20 protein-coding genes are annotated in these 20,902 nt (G+C 43.2%); 12 read left to right on the forward strand and 8 right to left on the reverse strand.

The genetic code is table 11. The features are described 5' to 3' along the window. The first annotated feature begins 687 nt into the window (after positions 1-687). The 7 genes from ACED25_RS19080 to ACED25_RS19110 all read left to right on the forward strand — a co-directional run bounded on the left by ACED25_RS19080 (position 688) and on the right by ACED25_RS19110 (position 7,135). A complete protein-coding gene (locus tag ACED25_RS19080) occupies positions 688-2,430 on the forward strand; it encodes an EAL domain-containing protein (RefSeq protein ID WP_371695881.1) in 1,743 nt (580 codons plus the stop codon). A gap of 226 nt (positions 2,431-2,656) precedes the next feature. After that, positions 2,657-3,028, forward strand: a complete 372-nt coding sequence (locus tag ACED25_RS19085) for a GntR family transcriptional regulator (protein ID WP_012601023.1) — start codon at positions 2,657-2,659, stop codon at positions 3,026-3,028. Continuing rightward, positions 3,025-3,879, forward strand: coding sequence for an ABC transporter ATP-binding protein (locus ACED25_RS19090; RefSeq protein WP_009844747.1), 855 nt, complete (start codon positions 3,025-3,027; stop codon positions 3,877-3,879). The genes ACED25_RS19085 and ACED25_RS19090 overlap by 4 nt, the downstream gene beginning before the upstream one ends. Next, the gene (locus ACED25_RS19095) at positions 3,879-4,736 is read left to right on the forward strand and encodes a hypothetical protein (protein ID WP_371695882.1); all 858 of its coding nucleotides are present in this window, start codon (positions 3,879-3,881) and stop codon (positions 4,734-4,736) included. Before ACED25_RS19090 ends, ACED25_RS19095 begins: the two co-directional genes overlap by 1 nt. A 956-nt stretch (positions 4,737-5,692) precedes the next feature. Next, positions 5,693-5,980 carry a putative quinol monooxygenase gene (locus tag ACED25_RS19100; protein WP_135385627.1) on the forward strand — a complete coding sequence of 96 codons (288 nt, stop codon included), beginning with the start codon at positions 5,693-5,695 and terminating at the stop codon, positions 5,978-5,980. Next, positions 5,980-6,558 (forward strand): nucleotidyltransferase family protein, encoded by a 579-nt coding sequence (locus tag ACED25_RS19105; RefSeq protein WP_371695883.1) that lies wholly within the window; start codon positions 5,980-5,982, stop codon positions 6,556-6,558. The genes ACED25_RS19100 and ACED25_RS19105 overlap by 1 nt, the downstream gene beginning before the upstream one ends. A 139-nt stretch (positions 6,559-6,697) precedes the next feature. Further along, on the forward strand, positions 6,698-7,135 hold the full coding sequence (locus ACED25_RS19110) for a bifunctional diaminohydroxyphosphoribosylaminopyrimidine deaminase/5-amino-6-(5-phosphoribosylamino)uracil reductase RibD (RefSeq protein ID WP_371695884.1): 438 nt from the start codon (positions 6,698-6,700) through the stop codon (positions 7,133-7,135). A gap of 16 nt (positions 7,136-7,151) precedes the next feature. Here ACED25_RS19110 and ACED25_RS19115 read toward each other — a convergent pair whose 3' ends face one another. Then, positions 7,152-7,604 carry an NUDIX pyrophosphatase gene (locus ACED25_RS19115; RefSeq protein WP_029223766.1) on the reverse strand — a complete coding sequence of 151 codons (453 nt, stop codon included), beginning with the start codon at positions 7,602-7,604 and terminating at the stop codon, positions 7,152-7,154. A gap of 279 nt (positions 7,605-7,883) precedes the next feature. Here ACED25_RS19115 and ACED25_RS19120 point away from each other — a divergent pair, with 279 nt between their 5' ends. From ACED25_RS19120 to ACED25_RS19130, 3 genes are all read left to right on the forward strand, one after another. Next, complete coding sequence (locus ACED25_RS19120) at positions 7,884-9,596, forward strand: pseudouridine synthase (RefSeq protein ID WP_371695885.1); 1,713 nt, start codon at positions 7,884-7,886, stop codon at positions 9,594-9,596. Positions 9,597-9,749: 153 nt separating this feature from the next. Continuing rightward, on the forward strand, positions 9,750-10,130 hold the full coding sequence (locus tag ACED25_RS19125) for a hypothetical protein (protein ID WP_004729929.1): 381 nt from the start codon (positions 9,750-9,752) through the stop codon (positions 10,128-10,130). A gap of 309 nt (positions 10,131-10,439) precedes the next feature. After that, a complete protein-coding gene (locus ACED25_RS19130; protein ID WP_371695896.1) occupies positions 10,440-11,600 on the forward strand; it encodes a multidrug effflux MFS transporter in 1,161 nt (386 codons plus the stop codon). Between the two features lie 64 nt (positions 11,601-11,664). On the opposite strand, the gene ACED25_RS19135 is transcribed toward ACED25_RS19130, so the two are convergent. Beyond that, on the reverse strand, positions 11,665-12,621 hold the full coding sequence (locus ACED25_RS19135; RefSeq protein ID WP_371695886.1) for a GlxA family transcriptional regulator: 957 nt from the start codon (positions 12,619-12,621) through the stop codon (positions 11,665-11,667). Positions 12,622-12,710: 89 nt separating this feature from the next. On the opposite strand from ACED25_RS19135, the gene ACED25_RS19140 reads away from it, so the two are divergent. Next, positions 12,711-13,271 (forward strand): cysteine hydrolase family protein, encoded by a 561-nt coding sequence (locus ACED25_RS19140; RefSeq protein ID WP_102497350.1) that lies wholly within the window; start codon positions 12,711-12,713, stop codon positions 13,269-13,271. Between the two features lie 143 nt (positions 13,272-13,414). Here the strand turns inward: ACED25_RS19140 and ACED25_RS19145 are convergent, their stop codons facing one another. From ACED25_RS19145 to ACED25_RS19160, 4 genes are all read right to left on the reverse strand, one after another. Beyond that, positions 13,415-14,773 carry a Na+/H+ antiporter NhaC family protein gene (locus ACED25_RS19145; RefSeq protein WP_017083216.1) on the reverse strand — a complete coding sequence of 453 codons (1,359 nt, stop codon included), beginning with the start codon at positions 14,771-14,773 and terminating at the stop codon, positions 13,415-13,417. A 238-nt stretch (positions 14,774-15,011) separates the two neighbouring features. After that, entirely contained in the window at positions 15,012-15,776 is a 765-nt protein-coding gene (locus ACED25_RS19150) for a hydratase (protein WP_371695887.1), read from the reverse strand. Positions 15,777-15,982: 206 nt separating this feature from the next. Then, positions 15,983-16,288, reverse strand: coding sequence for a DUF3861 domain-containing protein (locus ACED25_RS19155; RefSeq protein WP_017069212.1), 306 nt, complete (start codon positions 16,286-16,288; stop codon positions 15,983-15,985). A gap of 33 nt (positions 16,289-16,321) precedes the next feature. Continuing rightward, complete coding sequence (locus ACED25_RS19160; RefSeq protein WP_371695888.1) at positions 16,322-16,813, reverse strand: DUF2798 domain-containing protein; 492 nt, start codon at positions 16,811-16,813, stop codon at positions 16,322-16,324. 97 nt (positions 16,814-16,910) lie between these two features. On the opposite strand from ACED25_RS19160, the gene ACED25_RS19165 reads away from it, so the two are divergent. Next, entirely contained in the window at positions 16,911-17,336 is a 426-nt protein-coding gene (locus ACED25_RS19165) for a MarR family winged helix-turn-helix transcriptional regulator (RefSeq protein ID WP_017060573.1), read from the forward strand. Between the two features lie 111 nt (positions 17,337-17,447). On the opposite strand, the gene ACED25_RS19170 is transcribed toward ACED25_RS19165, so the two are convergent. Both ACED25_RS19170 and ACED25_RS19175 read right to left on the reverse strand, forming a co-directional pair. Next, positions 17,448-18,509 (reverse strand): MBL fold metallo-hydrolase, encoded by a 1,062-nt coding sequence (locus ACED25_RS19170; RefSeq protein ID WP_371695889.1) that lies wholly within the window; start codon positions 18,507-18,509, stop codon positions 17,448-17,450. Between the two features lie 164 nt (positions 18,510-18,673). After that, entirely contained in the window at positions 18,674-20,458 is a 1,785-nt protein-coding gene (locus tag ACED25_RS19175; RefSeq protein ID WP_371695890.1) for an SgrR family transcriptional regulator, read from the reverse strand. Positions 20,459-20,902 lie beyond the last annotated feature (444 nt).

The raw sequence follows: 20,902 nt of genomic DNA on the forward strand, positions 1-20,902 counted from the left end.
GAAATACGCGAAACGGGGTTGTTCTATCTTTAAATTTAATTACGCAACAAAGCCAACCAAAGTAGACATACTTACACTATGAACTGAAAAATAATACTAGATATTACCTTTTATTATAGATCGGGTAATATTGAATTTATTTCCTTTATTTACATGAACTTAAATGACATTAAAATAAAATCAAACCATCCTTATAGAAACAGTCCAACTACAGAAGTAAAAACAAGTGCAATACAAATTAACATAGAAAATAAAACTATATTCTCAAAATTAACAATAAATAAACCATATCGAGATAATCATAAAAAACCGGGCGATCTGACATATAAATAATTTAATCATATAAAACCAAAAGCCAAATTAGCTTTCCAAAGAGGGAATGACAAAAATTACAGAACAAGACAAAAAGTAAAAATCCAGCCCCTAGAAATGGATAAATGCCAAAATAAATGGATAAATCCACTTTACCCCTTGTAAATCATCAACTTTTATTTATAAATTCAAGTTTTGGGTGAACATCTCTATAACCTGTTATTGACCCCAAAATTCTGCGATTAGTATCAACATCTTGAGAGAAATAGTGACATTTTAGTTATGTTATTTAGAAAGGACTCTTAGGTTGAATGAAAATCTCAGCATCACATATCAATCACGTAAATATAATAACTATCGCTTAGGAGTTAAGCTATGCATTGTTATTTCAATATAAACAATAACTATGAGAGCTTGCAATTAATTTATAATGAAGAAAAAATATACATAAAAAGGAACAGTAATAAGATATCAGAGGAAAGTCTTAATAGTAAAGAAAGTTTTGTTTTTAAATATCTTATTGAGCATTCATCGATATCAAACCCTCAATCTGCTAGAGATGTTGAAAAGTCATTTAAATTACACTTCGATGAAGAGTTCAGTTTATACGCTTTAAAGAATATTATTGCTTCGATAAGAAAAAAGTATAGAAATCTGTGTAAGAAAGCCAAAATTAACAATAATAGTGAACTTATCTCGAACCTTTATAAGGTTGGTTATTTTATCGATCTAGATAAAAGTACAACCAACCGTATAACACCAAAATACAACATCAACCAATTCAAGCTCAGCCATATCGAGATGTTGAAGCTGATGCTCAACACTTACCAAAAAGAGTTGATCAGAGGCTTTATAGCCGTTTGTACCGTTTCTTCATTTTTTTTGTTCGTTGTCTACTTCTTCCAAATCCTTTATACAACGAAAATTGCAGATGAATACAGTAAAAACGCAAAGCAAATAGTAGAGGAAGTAATGAACTATGGCTGTGATAGCGAAGTTGCAGTGTACGCATTGAGGCACTCACTTAACCTTGATTCTGTTTTGATGACAACGCCTTATGGTTCATGCTACATATCCAAAACACAATCAAAAATGGTTGAACTAGACCAAATTGAAAACTTTGACGATAGCCTAGATTTTGCTTATTCACGCTTCTCAGACCCCAAAGAGGACATCGAACTCATTGCGCGTATTTCTAAATGGTCTATTGAAGCTAGATATAAGAACTCATTACTCCCTCTTTTGGTTGATTCAGTTTCCATACAAAAAAATGGTCACTACATATTAAACCTAGGCGAAAACAGTCAGCCTATTTATCAAGCCCCACTTCCAACCGGTGCAACCATCACTTTCTACAGTGATGATATTGTGCTTCTGTGGGTCATTTTTTCTCTGGTGATCGCCACGCTACTTTATCGCTCATATATTCTTGGCTTTGGCATTTACCTGCTTCGTTGGCGACACATATCCTTCGAGGAAGAGCCCATAATCAACACAGACGACAATAGCGTTTTATATTACGAGTTATTGTCTAGAGTGCGTAACGTAGGCGTTCTGAGTTTCATCAACACCATGAGACGTACTAATTTGTTGACCTTTCATACTATTTTAATCATTGAAACAGTAAAAAAAGCGAAGTTGGACAACAGCCATGATATCTACGGTGTCAATGTGTGCCCGAGTGCGTTGGTGGGATCTAACTTTACAAAGCTCAAAGAGCATTTAGTCACGATGGAAGCGAATGAGTTTGTCGTAGAAATAACAGAGTATTCAAACATTGGCTATGGCTATGAGGTCATCGACAACATCAAAATGATCAAAGATCTTGGAATCACCATCGCGCTAGACGACTTTGGTACAGGTAACAACAACATTGAAATAATTAGTGCTATCTCTCCGACCTACCTAAAACTGGATCGTTGTTTTGTTAAAGACATTGAGTCAGGAGATTATCATCAAGGAGTATTGCTTAATATATCGGAGATTGGACGCTTATCAAACATCACGATGATTTATGAAGGTGTCGAGACGCGCAGGCAGCAATATATCTTATGTCAGTTAGGCTACAACCTACATCAAGGTTATCTGTACAGTAGACCTAGTCACTCGGAGGAGTAATTATCTACCACCTCATTTAAATATTGATGACCTCCCTTTTCTTGTTTAATTGCAATTGATCATACAACGACTTGAGAGCCCACAAGGAAGTAGGCTTCAAGCGTTCTCATAACCCAATACATTTCTCTCAAACATAAAAATATACTCTTCATTTTTATAAAAACCTTGCCAATCTGAATAAAAAGTTTAGTGTTATACACATGTATATCACCATGCAGTTTTAATTATGACCGAATGGAAAGACGACCAACCGATCTTTAGGCAGCTAGCGGCAAAGATCAGTGACCAAATTCTTCAAGGTGTTTGGTTAGAACAACAAGCATTGCCCTCTGTGCGTGCGGTTGCCGCCGATCTCAAGATCAACCACCTTACTGTCATGAAAAGCTACCAGTTACTGGTGGATGAAGGCTTGGTAGAGAAAAAACGCGGCCAAGGTATGTATGTCGCAGAAGGGGCACTTCAAAAATTGAAAGAGTCCGCACATCAATCATTCATCAACACACAGATCCCAGCCATCGCTGAGACGCTAGGCATCATTGATATGAGTGTCGAAGAACTCGTGAAACAGCTAGAACAACATATAAAGGACAAGTCATGAGTACTTTACTTTCAGTGAAAAACGTAACCAAAACCTATTCAAATCAAGTGGGTGTCGAGAACATCAGCTTTGAGTTAAAACCGGGGCAAGTGCTTGGTCTGCTAGGCCACAATGGCGCAGGGAAATCGACTCTGATCAAATCACTGCTTGGCGGACACAGCTATCAAGGTGAGATAGAAGTTAACGGCTATCACCCTATCCACCAGCATGCAGAACTCATGTTGCACCTGTCGTACATTTCAGATGTTAATGTGCTACCCGAGTGGATGACCGTTAAACAACTGCTTCGATACACCCAAGGCGTGCACCCAAGCTTCAACAAGCAAAAAGCAGAACAGACGTTAAGTAGCACCAACATTAAGCTGTCTTCAACGATCAAACAGCTTTCTAAAGGGATGAAGGTACAACTTCACCTTGCAATCATTATCGCGACCGACACTCAAGTGTTGATCTTAGATGAGCCAACGCTAGGTCTAGATCTGCTCTACCGCGATACTTTTTATCGCCACCTCCTAGAGTGGTTCCATGACGGCGAACGCGCGATGATCATTGCCAGCCATGAGGTTTCAGAGATTGAACACCTATTAACGGATGTGTTGATTCTGAAACAAGGCCATTGTGTGCTGCAAAAGAGCATGGAAGACATCGAGAACGACTATTTCATTATCGATGTCGCAAACAACCACTCAAGCGAAATCCAGAAACTTAATCCACTGACCTCACAACCTGGGCTAGGAACCACTAAATGGTTATTGGAAGGCCAATACAAAGCGCAAGTTGAATCATTGGGTAACATCTACAACGTTGGTCTCGCAGACCTATTCCTTGCAACACAGACGGAGAAGGCATAATGCACCCAACTTTTTATATGCTAGAAAAAGAACTGATCGAGCACAAAATTAACACTCGATTACCTCTGTTTATCGCGTTATGTGGTTTCTTGCTGTTCGTTAGTTTGTTTTTCAATGGCGCAGCGCAGCATGAGTTTTTCTTCCAAATGGAAGTGAATGGTGACGTAAGCGACATACACAGAGAGTTCGCACAAGACCTCAACTCAGTGATCTACTTTGGTGCTGGCCTTATTTCACTCATACTGTCGACGCTTTACATCCCTAAAACACTGCGTAAAGAGCGCCAAGAAGGCAGTTCGATGTTTTGGAGAAGCATGCCAGTATCCAATGCCATGACTCACTGCGTGAAGCTATGCTTCGGTCTAGTGGTTATTCCGGCTATCTGCGCGCTATTAGTTCTATTCGCCGACTTCCTATTCTGGATATTGAACGTCTCAAGCGAACAACAATTGGCATTGATAGTAGAGCAGCAATCACTGTTTTATGTGCTTAGCAATTGGTTGGTATTCTTTGGGCGAATGATGTTAGTTGCACTGGTTTTATTGCCACTAGCAACCGTTACTCTGGCAATTTCGCAGTTAGTGAATTCTCCACTGCTTGTCATTTTTATCTCAAGCTATGCGATTAAGTTACTCTCGGTCGCCGTATTTGGATTCTATGGCATCAATGACTTCTTCTCTCTCATCGCATCACTACCAATAAAGGTACTAACGGCGAGCAACCCATTCAGTGCGATTGCAGAAGCGCCGGTTTTGTCTTTGGGTATTTATGTACTGATTGGTGTTGGCGGGTGTCTACTGAGCTTGAAGCTGAACCGAACCGATGATGTCAGTTTGAAGACGCTGTTCCATCGATAGAGTCACTTATTCTGAACCCTCAACGGGTAACCAAATCAGATATCAAAATCTAAATCAAAGCTTCTGAGAAATCAGGAGCTTTTTTATTGGCTGCTGTTTTATTGTTAGGTGTTTTGAATTATAACAACGGTTTTCGTGATAGAGGCAAAGGTACGGATTGGTGGTTGGTTTTGGTTTTGGTTTTGCTTCAGAGTGCTGAGTGAGGATAATCTAGGAGGTATTAATGAGCTGACATTGAATTGCATTATTGTTAATGCCTGCCAGCTCTTTGGGGGGATGATTTCTTTAGTCGCTGACCAGATGAAGGTCCTTGAGAGTGCTATTGAAATCGATTTGTTACGTTTTACATATGATTAAGCTTTTCAGCTTTCTTATTTTAAAGCTTTACGATTTAAAGCTTATTTCTTTGAAGCTTCTTTCGCTGTGTCTTTCCAGTATTGGATGCGAACGCGATGAAGCTGTGCTCTTCTCATTTTTTTCATAAGGGATATTTCCTTTTCTTTAACTGCTCTTCATGAGCTATTTTTATTGCCAACCATTCGAATCTAACGGTGTTTGATGGCCAGATCAATGATACAAGTCACAAAATATATAGAGTTTCGAGTACCATTTACATCAAAGTATGACCTAGTTATCAACTATGGCTCAATTCAATCTCTTAAGCCGTTGTTCGAAATTTAGATTAGTTATCTCAGATGACAAATTCATTTCAGTATCAATACAGTTCAGTGATACGTATTTAATAGACCGGACTAACACGGATTTAGTTCCAGTATCTTATCTTTTATTACTCATCTCACCCAAGAAGTTACAGTGCAACAAGATCTATGTTCAATGTGAACAATTAATCGCCACATTAGCCTATACGTCACAACATCAAAATGGGATTATGTTTGTAACGGGGAGAGCTTTTGATAGACAAAAGCCGTAGTGGACAAAATTAAATAGACGTAATTATGAGTAAAGTAATTCTGCAAGGGCATATTCTAGTGCCAGACAACGACCTAGAAGCCGTCACACAAGCGCTGGTTGTACACAAAGAACTGACACTGGAAGAACCTGGTTGTATCGTGTTTCGAGTCAGTCAAAGCACGCTTCAACCTAATCGCTTTGAAGTGTATGAAGAGTTTACGAATCGAGAAGCATTTGAAGCGCACCAACAGCGAGTAAAAACGTCTGAATGGGGTGAAACCTCCAAGAACGTGACACGTCATTACCAAGTCACCGACGTTCCGACATCATAATGATACACCCGCTAGCCAACCACATCGTCACGTTGATCAAACAAGATCCCTTGCGAATGCAGGTTTTAGACTGTGTCTCTCAGTTGGATTTACCGCAGTGCTATGTCGCTGCGGGCTTTGTGAGAAACCTAGTTTGGGACGACCTACATGGTTATGCTTCCCCGACTCCACTTAATGATATTGATGTGATCTACTTTGATCCTATTGATACCTTCTACGAATCGGGTCTTAGATACGAGGCTCTACTTCAACAACGGTTGCCTGAATTAAATTGGCAAGTTCGCAATCAAGCCAACATGCATACTCGAAACGAGGATGAGCCCTATCAAAGCTCATTGGATGCGATGCGTTACTGGCCAGAGAAAGAAACCGCAGTCGCCGTCAAGCAAAGCCCGACAGGGGAAATCGAGTGCATTTCGTCTTTTGGTTTAGGGAGTTTGTTTGATTTGCAAATCACACCCAATCCAAAGCGTAACCGAGATATCTTTGATCAAAGAGTACAATCCAAGAACTGGCTGACCCAGTGGCCCAAGTTAACGATTAGTCGCAGTGAACTAGCTTTCGAATTCAAACGCTAAAACCATTGACTAAAATCCCAATCAGATCGAACATGCCCCACTTATTAGCTTATTAGCTTATTAGCTTAGTAACTAACCAACTCATCAACCGCGCGTGGCGACTAGCTGCTACGCTCTCTCGTCATACTGAGTAACGACCATGAACCAACAATACATGCTGCAAGCACTCGAAGCTTCGCGCCAAGCCCTACCCGATTGCCAACCAAACCCGCCTGTGGGTTGTATTTTGGTGAAGAACGATAAGGTGGTGTCTGTTGGATATACGCAAAAGGTCGGTGGAAACCACGCCGAGGTTGAAGCACTGAATGGCTATGACTGCGAAACGGATGGAGAAATGGAAGGCGTTACCGCTTACGTAACTTTAGAGCCATGTTCATTTGTTGGCAGAACACCCGCTTGCGCCAGTACATTGGTTAAAGCCGGTGTGAAACACGTAGTAGTAGCGATGCTAGACCCAGACCCTCGCAATAATGGCCGTGGTGTGGCGATACTCAAATCACACGGAGTGAAAGTGGATGTAGGACTATGCCAAGCACAAGTGAGCGCCTTTTTAACCCCTTACCTTGGTAAGTCCTAGATCTAAACAGCCAGTATTAGCTCAATTTCACTCGGTAAAGTGGGTTTACTGGTTTGTCGACAAAATACGACCAAATATGATCGTAGACCGCATGTTGATTAGGAAACGGCGCTAACGCTTTTGCCTCTTCTAAATTGCACCAGCGGTACTCGGTGTGTTCATCATTCAGTTCAATCGCTTGGTTGGGCGAGCATAGCACTGCAAACACAGGGATTAGCTGAATCACATTTACATGCGCCTCGTAAAACTGCTCCAGAAACTGCGCGTTATACAGAGCTTCCACCTTAATTTGGGTCTCTTCTTCAAACTCGCGCACGATAGCTTGCCAGCCTGTTTCACCTGCTTCAATCGAGCCTGCGACGTGGCACCAAAACTCACCTTTAACACGCTTCATTAATAGCATTTTCATTTGTCCGTTGATCTCTGAAATAGCGACACCGGATACAATCGAAGTGTTGAGTGGAATCATAACGTTACCTTAGTTTTCATAAGAGGGCGGCAAGGCTACCACCCTTGGTTTGTTAAATTGTCTTCTATGATTAAAAACGAGAAGTTACTCATCAATTAATGAAGTTCAAGCCATAACTCATAGGCTCGTCGCTTGGCTATCTAGTAATAGAACCATTTCTTATTTGAGGCGCTTTTCGATAAAGAGTAGAATCGCCGCCTTGTACTGTGTTTAACGTCTCTAAACATACACAGTAGACTAACAACCATTTATCACCACGATATAAGTATTAATACGACTATGCACTCATCAAAACCAACGCACGACTCAGAAAACAGCCACACACCTGAGCATTGCTTCACTCGTTTTCAACAGCCGATCGAGTCATATTCGTTGCCTGAGCGTTTCACATTCCCGTTCTATTATGAACCGCATCCACTGTGTGAAATCGCCTCTCATCAGCTTCAACAATATCTAGAAACTCAAACCGACTGGCAGCATGACTTCGGACTGGATTCTGACGATGGTCGCGGCAAAATGTTTGGTGTGTTACTGGTGAAAAGTCCTGAAGGTGAATTGGGTTACTTCTCTGCTTTCTCTGGAAAAATCGCCGACCAAAATCTATTGCCTCACTTTGTACCACCCGTATTCGACATGCTGAGCAGTGACAGCTTTTTCCATCAAGATACGGCCGATATGATGGCTGTCAACGCTGAGTTTAAAGCTCTGCAAGCAAACACTGAATACCTTGAGTTATGCGAGCAACTGGCGCAGCAAAAAGCGCAAGCGGAGCAAGAGATCGAAGCACAACGTTTGTTGATTATAGAAGGCCGAAAAACACGTAAAGAACAACGTGAGCAAGGTAAAGAAAACCTTGATGAGCAAGCCTTCGAGCAACTGAACAATGAGCTTAACAAAGCCAGTGTCGCCGACAAGAACCAGCAGAAGTACCTAAAACTCAACTGGGAACAGATCCTGCAAGTGTTGCAAGCTAAAGTTGATGTTTTCACGACTCAACTTGCTGAGCTAAAAGAGCAAAGAGCACACCTTTCTCATCAGCTTCAGCACAAACTGTTTTCACAATACGCTTTCCAAAATGCGGAAGGAAACATTGAGGATCTCAACCAGATCTTTGAAGACACACCAAACAAGATACCACCAGCGGGTTCTGGCGAATGTGCCGCTCCCAAGCTGCTGCAATACGCGTATTTGAACGGTTACACACCGCTGGCATTGGCTGAATTTTGGTGGGGTCGTTCACCGAAATCGGAAATCCGTAAGCACAAGAAATACTACGCGTCTTGCCAAAGTAAGTGTGTACCGATTTTAGGCCATATGATGAAAGGCTTGGAAGTCGATCCCAACCCATTGCTAGAGAACCCAGCAGAAGGCAAAGACCTCGATATCCTGTTCCAAGACGATCACATCGTTGTGGTACACAAACCAGCAGGTTTTCTATCCGTACCGGGTAAAACCATCAAAGATTCAGCTTACACTCGTGTTCAAGAAATGCACCAAGATGTTGAAGGGCCATTTGTTATCCACCGTTTGGATATGGCGACCTCTGGCATTCTGATATTTGCTTTAACACGACGTGCGAACAAAAGCTTACAGAAGCAGTTCATTACTCGTGAAGTTGAGAAGCGATATGTCGCAATGATTGAAGGTGTGCTAGACCAAGATGAAGGCTATATTCGACTGCCATTGCGTGGCGACTTGTATGACCGCCCTCGTCAGATTGTTTGCTTCGAACACGGCAAGCCTGCAGAAACCAAATGGGAAGTGATTGAGCGAAACGAGCAAACCACTAAGGTTTACCTGCACCCTAAAACAGGCCGTACACACCAGTTACGTGTTCACTGTTCACACCAAGAAGGGCTTAACATGCCTATCGTTGGTGACGGCTTATACGGCAACAAAGCCGACCGACTGCACCTACACGCAGAAAGACTTGCACTTCACCACCCAGTCACCAAAGAGTGGATGGAGTTCCAGTTCGACGCTGAATTCTAAAATCTCTCATTAGTACCGAGCTTTAAAAGGAGTTACACCGCTTGTGGCTCCTACCTCTTTTGGGTATATCTCCACGCTTATTGCACTACATCAAGATTCACTTTGTTGTGAAGAGTAGCATGCCCTCCTTCTTCTCTCCTTGAGGCCTTTGATATGTCATCAGCTGCTTTGAATTTACACCACAACACACAAACTTCTTCTTTGATAACTGCGCAAGCACCAAGCTTGAAACCACTAGCAACCAAAAAGCCTAATCTAAATTTGGCAATGCTAAGCTTAATTGAAGAAGTTAAAAACGAACTCCCACTTTACGAATCGGAGACGTTTATCTGTGGGCCAAAAGGAAACTGCTCGGGTTGCTCGAAGAAGCTACTAGAGATGGTCGACAGTGAGTTGATGTACTGGGAGCACAGTATTTCCATTGGCCAAGGCCCCAACTTCGAAGAACTACGCCGTTTTGGTAAGCTTTGCAGCAGTGTTAGACGCGGTTTAGAGCGTAACGGTTTAGTCGAAAAACGGCCAAAGAAAAGATAACAAGCAAGTCGATAATCATTACAATGTGTCTTTGGCGATTACAAGCTACCCTGCTACTAACTGATTGAACTCGTTAGCTATAAAAGTAATAATTTTTTGTAATACAATTCAGTGCGCAGACCGACTTCGTAGATTCGGACTCATAGAGATAAGTTCATCGATACTTTCACCATATTCTTGAACGACTCTACCCTTCTTGTCTGACGTGCCTTAACCTGCTGTATATCAATATCACATCAATTAGAAACCTACCTTGGACAACGGAGAGCCACCTTGAAGAGACCACAACCAGTACTGGGAAAGACCGGTATGCTATTTTTTCTCGTCATAATAAGTGCTTTCCCTCCATTGACCATCGACCTTTACTTACCTGCGCTTCCGCAGATGGTCGAGGTGTTTAATACTGACCGATCAATGGTCAACCTAACCCTGAGCAGCTACTTCGTTACTTACGCCATCGGTCTTTTGTTCTGGGGGCCGCTCAGCGAAAAATTTGGTCGTAAGCCGATCCTATTAATTGGATTAGCGGGTTATATGGTCGCGAGCATATTGTGCGCGATGACCAATAGCATCGAACAGTTGATTGGTGCTCGTGTATTCCAAGCCTTTGCGGGCAGTGCCATCACCGTTATCGCGACTGCCATTGTAAAAGATCTTTACGACGGCCGAGAACGTGAAAAGATCATGGCGACTATCATGTCACTGGTGATCATCGCACCAATGGTTGCGCCTGTATTTGGTGCCTTTCTACTGAAAATTGCGTCTTGGCGAATGATGTTTGTCACGCTCGCCATTTTTGGTGCATTTGCGTCAGTATTAGCTTGCTGCTACCGAGAAACACTCGAAAACAAATACCAAGGTTCTATATTCCGCTCATGGGGAAGAATGGGCGTGGTCATGAAAAACCGCTCGTTCGTCAAGCTGCTAGTCATTTTCTCTATCATACCGATGGCGTTGATGGGCTTTCTTGCGGCGGGTTCTTATATCTACATCGATCACTTTGGATTGACCGAACAACAGTTTAGTTACGCGTTCGCATTCAATGCACTGTGCGCCTCATTTGGTCCAACAATTTACATGAAGTTGTCCTACCGAATGCCGGTTCAAAAGGTCATCTCAGGATGTTTTGCTTTATTAGCGCTTGCGGGAATCTTCACCCTAACCATTGGCGACCTGTCCCCTTGGTTCTTCATGTTCATCGCTGCACCAGCGACAATGATGGCGATCATCATGCGAGTACCGGGCACCAACTTGATGTTGAACCAACAAGATCATGACACGGGCTCTGCCGTCGCGCTGATTCAGTTCTTCAGCATGATTTGTGGCTCGCTTGGCATGGTATTAGTTTCAATACGCCCAGAGTCACTGATTGAAAACCTAGGCTTTATTCAATTATCCATCGGTACGCTCGGTGGCCTGATGTGGCTAATGGTTAGAAACAAAGAGTTCGTGACTAATAAGCTGAATTAGACCCTTCCAAGATAATCACTGACAGTACCAGTCGTTAAGCCTGAGGAATGGTGGCTAATAAAAATCATTCCTCTGATAGAAATCTAGAGCGAAACCTTGATGGTGTTAAGCCGATGATTTTCATAAAGACTTTTCGGAAGCTATTTACGTCCTCATAGCCAACTAGATAACTAATCTGCTCAACTGGTTTATGGGAGCTTTCCAATAACTCGCATGCGCTATGAATACGCACGTGTTGGATATAATTGATAGGCGTAAAACTGGTCGCCTTGGTAAATTGACGGATAAAGGTTCTTCGTGTCATGAAGGCTTCTTCTGACAATTGATCGAGCGACAAAGGGAGATGATGATGCTTCTGAATAAAACGCTGCACCGAGACAATCTTGTCATTGCCGTGAGCATAATTCGGCACAAAACTCTGATAGTAGCGCTGCTCTCTCAAGCCCGTATCAAGCACTAGGTATTTACCGAGATTACGAGTATTGGTCGGCGTCGTGTATTTGGTCAGGATAAACAAAGCCAGATCCATCCACGACATCAAACCACCCGCAGTGATAATGTCAGCGTCATCGATCAATATTTTGTCGACATCAACATCGACCTCAGCATACTGCTCCGAAAACTGTTGCTGCGCTTTCCAATGCGTTGTCACGGTTCGTCCTTGCAACAAACCCGTTCCCGCCAAAATAAACACGCCTGCGCAAGCAGAACACAAGATCGCCCCACGTTGATGAGACTGCACAAGGTAGTCCAATAGCCCTTCATCTGGATCTAAGTAGTAGCTGCCATCTAAGTTTGGCGGCACTAGAATAATGTCGGCCTTTGAGTTCTCAAGTGGTCCGTTGGTCGACATAGACAAGTCGTCGTGAGGCTTAATTTCAACATGAAACTGAACCTGCTCATTGGAAGACTCAATGCTATTCGCCAACTGAAGAAACTCTTTCACTCCAAACACTGCACTTTGCAAAGAGCCTGGGTAGTCGATGATTTCGACCACAACTAATTTTGTCACTATTGCCATAGAGTCTGTCATTTTTGACGTGCGATAAAAACTACAGAGTATTCATAATATCCCTACACCGCAACACACCAAATACAAAGGTATAGACTATGAAAAACACTGCACTACTACTTATCGACTTTCAAAATGACTATTTCCCTTCATACGAGGGTGCAAAGTGGGCACTGTCTGAAACAGAAAAGGCAGCCGAAAAAGGTGCTCAGTTATTACAGGCTTTCAGAGACAAGCAACTTCCTGTGGTTCATATACGCCATGAATTTCCGACCAACGAAGCACCCTTCTTCTTGCCAGATTCAGACGGTGCTCAAATCCACAACAGCGTGACTCCGCTAGAAGGTGAAACTGTTATCGTAAAGCATCAAATCAATAGCTTTAGAGATACTGAACTGAACAAGGTGCTAAAAGATCAAGGCATTGAGAAACTGATCATCGTTGGCGCAATGAGCCACATGTGTATTGATGCGGTGACTCGTGCAGCAACCGATTTAGGCTACGAATGTCACGTAGCGCATGATGCTTGCACTACCTTAGACATGGAATTCAACGGTATTAAGGTTCCAGCTGCGCATGTCCATGCCGCATTCATGGCAGCACTGAGCTTTGGCTACTGCAATGTCGCGACAGCCAGCGAACTTGAAAGCCAACTTTAGTCAGACTCAAAACCGTCTACATGGGCGGTTTTGTCTATATTCAAATCAGAATTAGCTTCCAAACAATTCTTTCAGGCGCAAAAAAGGCCCCTTTCGGAGCCTTCTTATTAGAGTCTGAGATCACTCAACTTGGACAATTGCTACTAAGCTTGAGCCACTTGACGCGCTGGGTGTTTGATAAACACAGCGACTACAGCCACGATTGCAAGAGCAAAACAGTAGTACGAGTTGGCTACAATATCCAAAGGCGATAGGTTAAATACCGAACCTAATAGCAATACCTGCGCACCGTAAGGCAATACGCCTTGAATCACACAAGAGAAGATATCCAACAAGCTTGCAGAACGACGTGGAGACACATTGTTCTCTTCCGCCAATTGGCGAGCCACACTACCAGACACAATAATCGCTACCGTGTTGTTTGCCGTACATAGGTTCACCATAGACACCAAGCCAGCAATACCTAGCTCACTCGCACGGCCATTCGCTTGCTTAGAGTGTGAAGAGCCAAACGCACGAATCACACCACTTACCAAGTTAGTCAGAAACGCCAATCCACCTTGACGACGCATTAGCTCACTCAAACCACCAATCAGCATCGACAGTAAGAAGATCTCTTGCATGTTGCCGAAGCCTGCATAGATATCTTGAGCGTAATCAGTCATACCGTAGTTCTCAACAGAACCTAGGCTCACGCCACCCGCCAGCAAGATACCAATCGTCAACACGACAAAGACATTCATGCCCGATACCGCAAGAATCAAAATAGTGATGTACGGAAGGACTTTTAGCCACTCGATTGGACCTGTTTCAGGTACCTGAGTCGCTGTGCTGTTGAAAGCAAAGATAACAATCGCGATAAGTGCAGCAGGAAGTGCAATGCGGATGTTCTCTTTAAACTTGTCTCTCATCTCACAGCCTTGCGAGCGTGTCGCGGCAATCGTGGTATCAGAGATGATAGACAGGTTGTCACCAAACATAGCACCACTCAAAACAACACCTGCTGTCAGTGGAATGCTCATGCCAGCTGAGTCAGCAATACCTAGCGCAACAGGGGCAACCGCAGCGATGGTACCCATCGAAGTGCCCATTGCTGTTGCGATGAAAGCAGAAATAAGGAAGATACCCGGCAGAATCATGCTAGTTGGAATAGCAGATAGGCCAAGATTTACAGTCGCGTCAACGCCACCAGACGCTTTAGCCACAGCCGCAAAAGCACCCGCCAATAGGTAGATCATACACATTGCGATAATGTCTTTGTGACCTACTCCCCCCAAGAATTGTTCGATAGCACGGTTCAATTTATCTTTGCTCAATAGCAACGCTAACATCACGGCAGGCAGAGCCGCAATAGGAGCTGGAAGCTGATAGAAAGCAAAATCGACGCCTTGTAGCGACAGGTATGTACCCACGCCAATAAACAGCGCAAGGAAAACGATCAGAGGGATAAGTGCAACTGCAGAAGGGGCAATTACCGCATTAGAATTTTTTGAATTGGACATGGAACATCAACGCAATAGAACAGGAAGGTGAGCAGACTAATGTCACACTTAGAGGTTGTCAACGTCTAGACGTCTAAACGCCCAATTTAATGCAAAGTAATAAGAACCCTATTGAGCATCACGTAATAAAAAAGGCTATTTACTCATCAGTAAATAGCCTTTTGAGAACAGATTGCTTTTCGAGAACAGATAGCGTTTACACAGAAGCTAGCTTTGCTTGCTTAGTGCTTTTGCTAATTTAGCTTTTTTGCTTGAATGTCACTTGGTATTCGCCAATGCCTTCATAGTGGAAGGTCGTTGGCTTATCGAATCCCATCTCTACGATACCGCAGTAAGAACCCGTGATGATTGCTTCACCTGCTTGGAAATCTACGCCACGACGAGTCATGTAGTTAATCAGCCAGTAGATTGGGCTTGGCGGTAATGTATTTGGGTGCTTACCTGCGAACGCTTGAACTTGCTCACCTTGAGTCACTTCAATACTGATCTCAGCAGAAGTGAACGCTTTTTCGCGGTCTATCTCAGGGCCAATGAACAGACCTTGGTTCACTAGGCCATCAGCAAGCTTTTCGTAGAACTCAGCGCCGCTGTCATCCGCAAAACGAGATTGCATTAACTCAAGTGCCATATGGCAAGAGCCAATCGCTTCGTTGATTTGCTCTTCGCTGTAACCTTCTTGGTTTGCAGGTAGGCTCTTAGCAAGCATAAATGCAATTTCAGGCTCAACACGTACTACGTCGTTGTCTGCAAACAGTTCACAAACTTCTCCTTGTTGAACGCTGCCCGAGAAGATTGGCGCAACAATGAACTTGTCTTCAGCCAAAGGAAGCAAACACTTCCAACCACCGACCTTGTCGCTATTGAGATCGATCATTGATGATTGGATCTTTAGCGCATCTTCCAAGTTATTCGGACGGTACTGTTCGTCTAATCTTGGTGCTTTGGTGCCAGCAACGCGACGACTCAACAGTTCTTCAGCTGCTTGTTTAAATACATTTGTCATATAATACCACCTTTAGTTTTATGACCAGTATAATATCGGATTTCTTAAAGCTTGAATAGACAATTCAACAACGGTGCTACACCGAAAATTCAGCCATCAATTTTCGCATATTCTAGACGCAAACAACTGAAATTATTTTGATTTAAAGACAACAAAAGCCAGTAAGTTCGTTACTGGCTTTTCGATGTGTTACTGATGATTAGGCTTTACTGCCCTTTCAAGGTCTTCTTAAGGTTTTGCATGAAGTCTCTGAAGTGAGGCATAAAATTAACAAACAAAGGATGCTTTCTATCTTGCATCATCAATGGGCCGAGTAAGCGGATACTCACACCCAGTCGTGCTGCTGATTGCTCATCTAAGCCGCTGTCTTGTTTGATCTTCTCAACAATCGCGAACATGTTTTCTCTGTCTTCAATTTCAAACTGCATGGTTTGAAGTTCGCGGTCTTCTTTAACGCTCACTTCTTCAATAGTGATGCGGTAGTTATTGTGTTTGCCTGTAAATGCTTTCATGTGGATCTCCTACAATGCTGTGAAATGTTTTGGCTAGCTCTTCATGAATCGTTCTAGCTTAGGTTTAACCGTCATCGACATTACGACCATGATCGTAAGGCCAATAGGAAGCGCGGCAATAAATCCATTAAACCATCCACTGGTAAACGCCGATGTATCCGAAAATCCAATATTATTTGCCGCTGTTACAAATGCCATCATGGACTCCATTATGAATGCCATGATCAGTCCTATGATCAGGTTGCGAACTTTCTCGCTATAAGTTGTGAACACTCTAGCAACGGCTTTGGTGACTAAAGCCATCATCACCGCGCCCATTGGCATCATGATCACGACAACAAGGGCTAACGAAGAAAGCCAGTTGCCAATAAATGCCTCGCCGAATCCGACATTCATGTAGGTCATCACGGCCGTTAAACTGCCGCCAATCGTCAGCATTAAGCTCAACATGACCAAAATTTTGTATAAAACCGGTGTGCCTTTTTGCTCAGGAAGAGTTTGCGTTAGAGTTGCTTGAATCGTCATATCTATTTCCTGTCTTGAATTTACGAACAATCAAGTTGATAATGTCAACCATAAATACAGTGGTTGATAATGTCAACTATATTTCTAAGGATCGTTTATGTCTGATAACACATCGCTAGAGTCTATCTTTCGTTTAGTGCACTCTTTGAAACGTCAAATGAGCGAACAGATTGAGAGCTTAGACTCAGAGATCGCACCTATGAACATTCGTGTCATGAAGATCATTACTAAGAAGTCTCCATGTACCGCTATCGATATCGCACACTTCCTAGATCGTGATAAAGCACAGGTCACTCGGCTCATTAATGCCTTGATCAATCAGGAACTTGTGAAGAAGTCTCCGAACCCGGAAGACAAGCGCAGCCAGTTATTGGTTCTGACTGATAAGGGTCAAGAGATCATGAGTAAGGTCTCGGATATCGATCGAGACATGCTGAAGAGAATGACCAAAGGCATGGCCGAAGACGAGTTAGAACAATTCAGAAAAATTGCGAAGAAAATGGCGCAGAACTTAGAAAGCTGATCTTAAAAATAAAACGAAAAAACGCCACCGAATCGTAAGATCGGTGGCGTTTTTTGTATAAGTTGGGTTGTAAAGCTTAGTGGTTTAGCTATGTCTATTTGGATGACAACTCTAATTCGATGCTAATTTCCACCATGCCTTAACAGGTACGGGTTCTGAAATCACCAAACGCTCACCCATCACAGGGCTCACCATCTGTACATCTCGTTTTTTACTTATCGCCAAAGATTGTTCCATTGGGTCTTGCCAATCGTGCATAGAAAGATCAAACGTACTGTTGTGGATTGGCATCATCACCTTACCTTGTAGGTCGATGTGCGCCTGAACGCTCTGCTCTGGGAACATATGAATATCCGCCCAAAGTGAGTTATACGCGCCCGTTTCAACCATGGTTAAATCAAACGGCCCAAAACGGTCGCCAATCTCTTTAAAGCCGTTGAAGTAACCAGAGTCACCACTAAAGAAGACTTTCTTATCTGAAGCGTTAATAACCCAACTCCCCCACAGTGTTTGGTCACGATCAAGTAAGCCACGACCAGAGAAGTGCTGTGTTGGCGTCAAAGTAAACTCAATATCTGAGGCCGTTGCTGATTCCCACCAGTTCAACTCAATAATCTTTGCTTTATCCACGCCCCACTTTTCCAGCAATGCACCGACTCTGAGTGGCACCAAAAATGTACCTACTTTATCGGCTAATACCTTTACGGCACCTTTATCTAAATGGTCGTAGTGGTCATGACTGATGACAACCACGTCAATGTCAGGTAACTCTTGCAGTGAGATTGGTGTTGGGTGGAAGCGCTTTGGCCCCATCCATTGCACGGGTGATGCACGGTCACTGAATACAGGGTCGGTCATCACAAGCTTGCCATCCAGCTTCATCATCACACTGGAGTGACCTAAGCGGTAAGCAACGTCGTCTTGTTCTTCGATCAGCTGCTCGGAAGTCATTGGAATCAAAGGCAATGCAGCGCGCGGCACGGGCTCGTTTCTTTCCACAGTCACATAAGCTTTCAGGATTGAAAAAATATCAGACATACCCGATTTGTATTCCAGATCACTGTTTACAAACTTCTTTGGAAGCTTATCTAGATTGTCGTTTGATTGTGAACCTGTGCTTACGATAGCGACCACGGCAAGTACTCCTAAAATCGGTAATAGATATTTTTTCATTGGTATCTCTTTAATCATTGGGTCTATCCCAACGCAAAAACTACACTGGCTAGTTTACATATCAAAATTAAAAAGTAAACCAATGAGTGTAATTTTTGTTTTATCTAAACGTGAGCGTGCCAAAATCGACTTTGGAGAGGAGTTACTCTATTTGGTAGGCAAGGCTAATCAGCTGACCATACATTCTTGAAATCTGGCCATCCCCAGTTGGTAATGGCCACGTTTTTCAGAATCCCTTGGAAACGAACGGTCTGTAAATGGTGGAACATAGGCACTAACCAATAATCTGAGATCAGAGTAGACGCGATGGGTTCTAGCTCTGCCAAGTAATTAGGCAGTTCAACGGATGCTTTATGACTATCCAAGCGCTGCTTGAGCCAATCACTGTTCACCTCTCCTAAAGCAGAGTGCAAAACAGGATCGTTCATCATCCACGAAAACAGCGAAGACGGGGCATTATCATCGAGATTCAGGTTACACAACACCAGATCCTCCTTTAACTCACCACTCTGAGAGAGCTGCGCCAATTCTCGAAAACTGTAGGTGTTCACCTCAACTTCCACGCCATATCGTTTAAGGATGTCTGATACACAAATAGCACAACGATAGAGCGCGTAGTAATTATAAACCGCAATGCTCATCTTTGTCGGTAGTTGTGCTTCTTTCGCAGGCGTTCGATACAACTTCTGCCAACTTGGCAGTATGTTCTGAGCAAAAGAGACGCTAAACAAGCCTTGATTTTGTTCCAATTGAGACAGTACCGCTTGTGGGTTAGCTATCCCTGAGATGTACTTACGCTGCTCATCAGTTAGCAAGCTAGCCGCTGAGTTCTGATTGAAAAGGATAAACAAACACCCATCCTCAACTCGGCTACGAAGGCCATCAGTTTCAGCCGACACCAGCTTCGCGTCGCTTTTCCCTAATTGATGGAAGCAAGATGAATCTTCATAAGGTGACACCTGCATTTGGCTGTCATCAAAGCGAGCACTGCCCGTCATCGACTCTTCGAATTGCCAAATAGTCACCTCATCGGTTAACGAGCGACAACCATAATAGTGTTCAAATGCGGCAAGCTTGATGCGTTCGTTACTAGTCTCAACCACTTTGAAAGGGCCGGTTCCAATCACGGCATGAGACACTGAATTCAATGGCGATGGCTCACGAGTCACTTGCGCAGCAGGTTGAATCGAATACTTAACGCCAGCCAATAAGCCCGCGAAGCCAGTGTCTGCTTTGGTCAATTGGAAGCTGATCCTTAACGGCTGTTCACTGTAAACCGAAGCGACATGGGCGAGCTCTGTCTGATAGAAAGGTAGCGGTTGTAAGGCGGTAAATAACGACACGAGTTGCTTGGCGTCAACGGGTTGACCATCATGGAAGGTTAAGCCCGGGCGCAAATAGAAAGTCCAAACTAATTTTTCAGCATCATATTCCCAATGGTGCGCCAGTTCAGGCTTCAACTTGCCCTTGCCATTACAAGTGACGAGGCAACTGAACACTTGCCTGATCAAAAATCGTTCGCTACTGCGGTGAATATGATGCGGGAATAGGTCTTCAAACTTACGTTTATAGGTTAATTGAACGTGCAGCAGCCCTTCACGCATCGTCGCGCCAGAGGTTTCTTGGAGGAGAGAGCCAAATACAGCGTGGTCATTGTCTAGAATTGAGAGTGCTTTTTCGTATTTGCCCTGCTCTATCAGTTTACTGGCAACATGTTGAGTCAATTCTTGATTGCTAAAACGTAAAGTCAGATTAGAACGTTGATTCCTGCCGACTTTTGGCTCCCACACCAACCATTCAGCCTGATGCATCTTGCCTAACAAGGTTCGTGCATGGCGCAAGCTGGTGAACAGCTTATCTGCGACCTCAGTTAAGGTAACCGAATGTGAGAGGTTAGGCTCAAACGAATCTAGCCTTGTGTAGTAACGCATCATGTTTAGATCAGACAAATAATGAACCTTTTTAGAAACAACCCTTCCTGATTAAGCTCATTATAAAACACATCAGCCCAAAAGTAGCGCTAAAAGACAAAAACAGGAACAACCTAGTAAAAACCCATCTGTTTATTACTTCCTATTAAGTGACCATAATTAATGGGTCAACAAGGAACTTTGAGCTCCCACCAAAGCCTAATACAAGAGAAGTAATCATCATGAGAAAATACTATCTTAATAAGCTAAAAAGCACCTGTAGCAAGCTCGAAAGAGAAGCACTACGAACACTTATAGAGCTATGTAACTGGCGTTATTAGTACACTTTTAAGCACCGAGTTAACGCGAGTTGAGTACAACCTAATAGGCTCCTACCCCCAATATGAGTTAGGTCTCAACTCGCTTTTCCATTCCAAACTCCCTCTCAACCTAGTTGTACCAATCGCTCACACATTCGATAAA

This window comes from Vibrio sp. 1F263, from assembly GCF_041439035.1.
Taxonomy (GTDB): Bacteria; Pseudomonadota; Gammaproteobacteria; order Enterobacterales; family Vibrionaceae; genus Vibrio; species Vibrio tasmaniensis_A.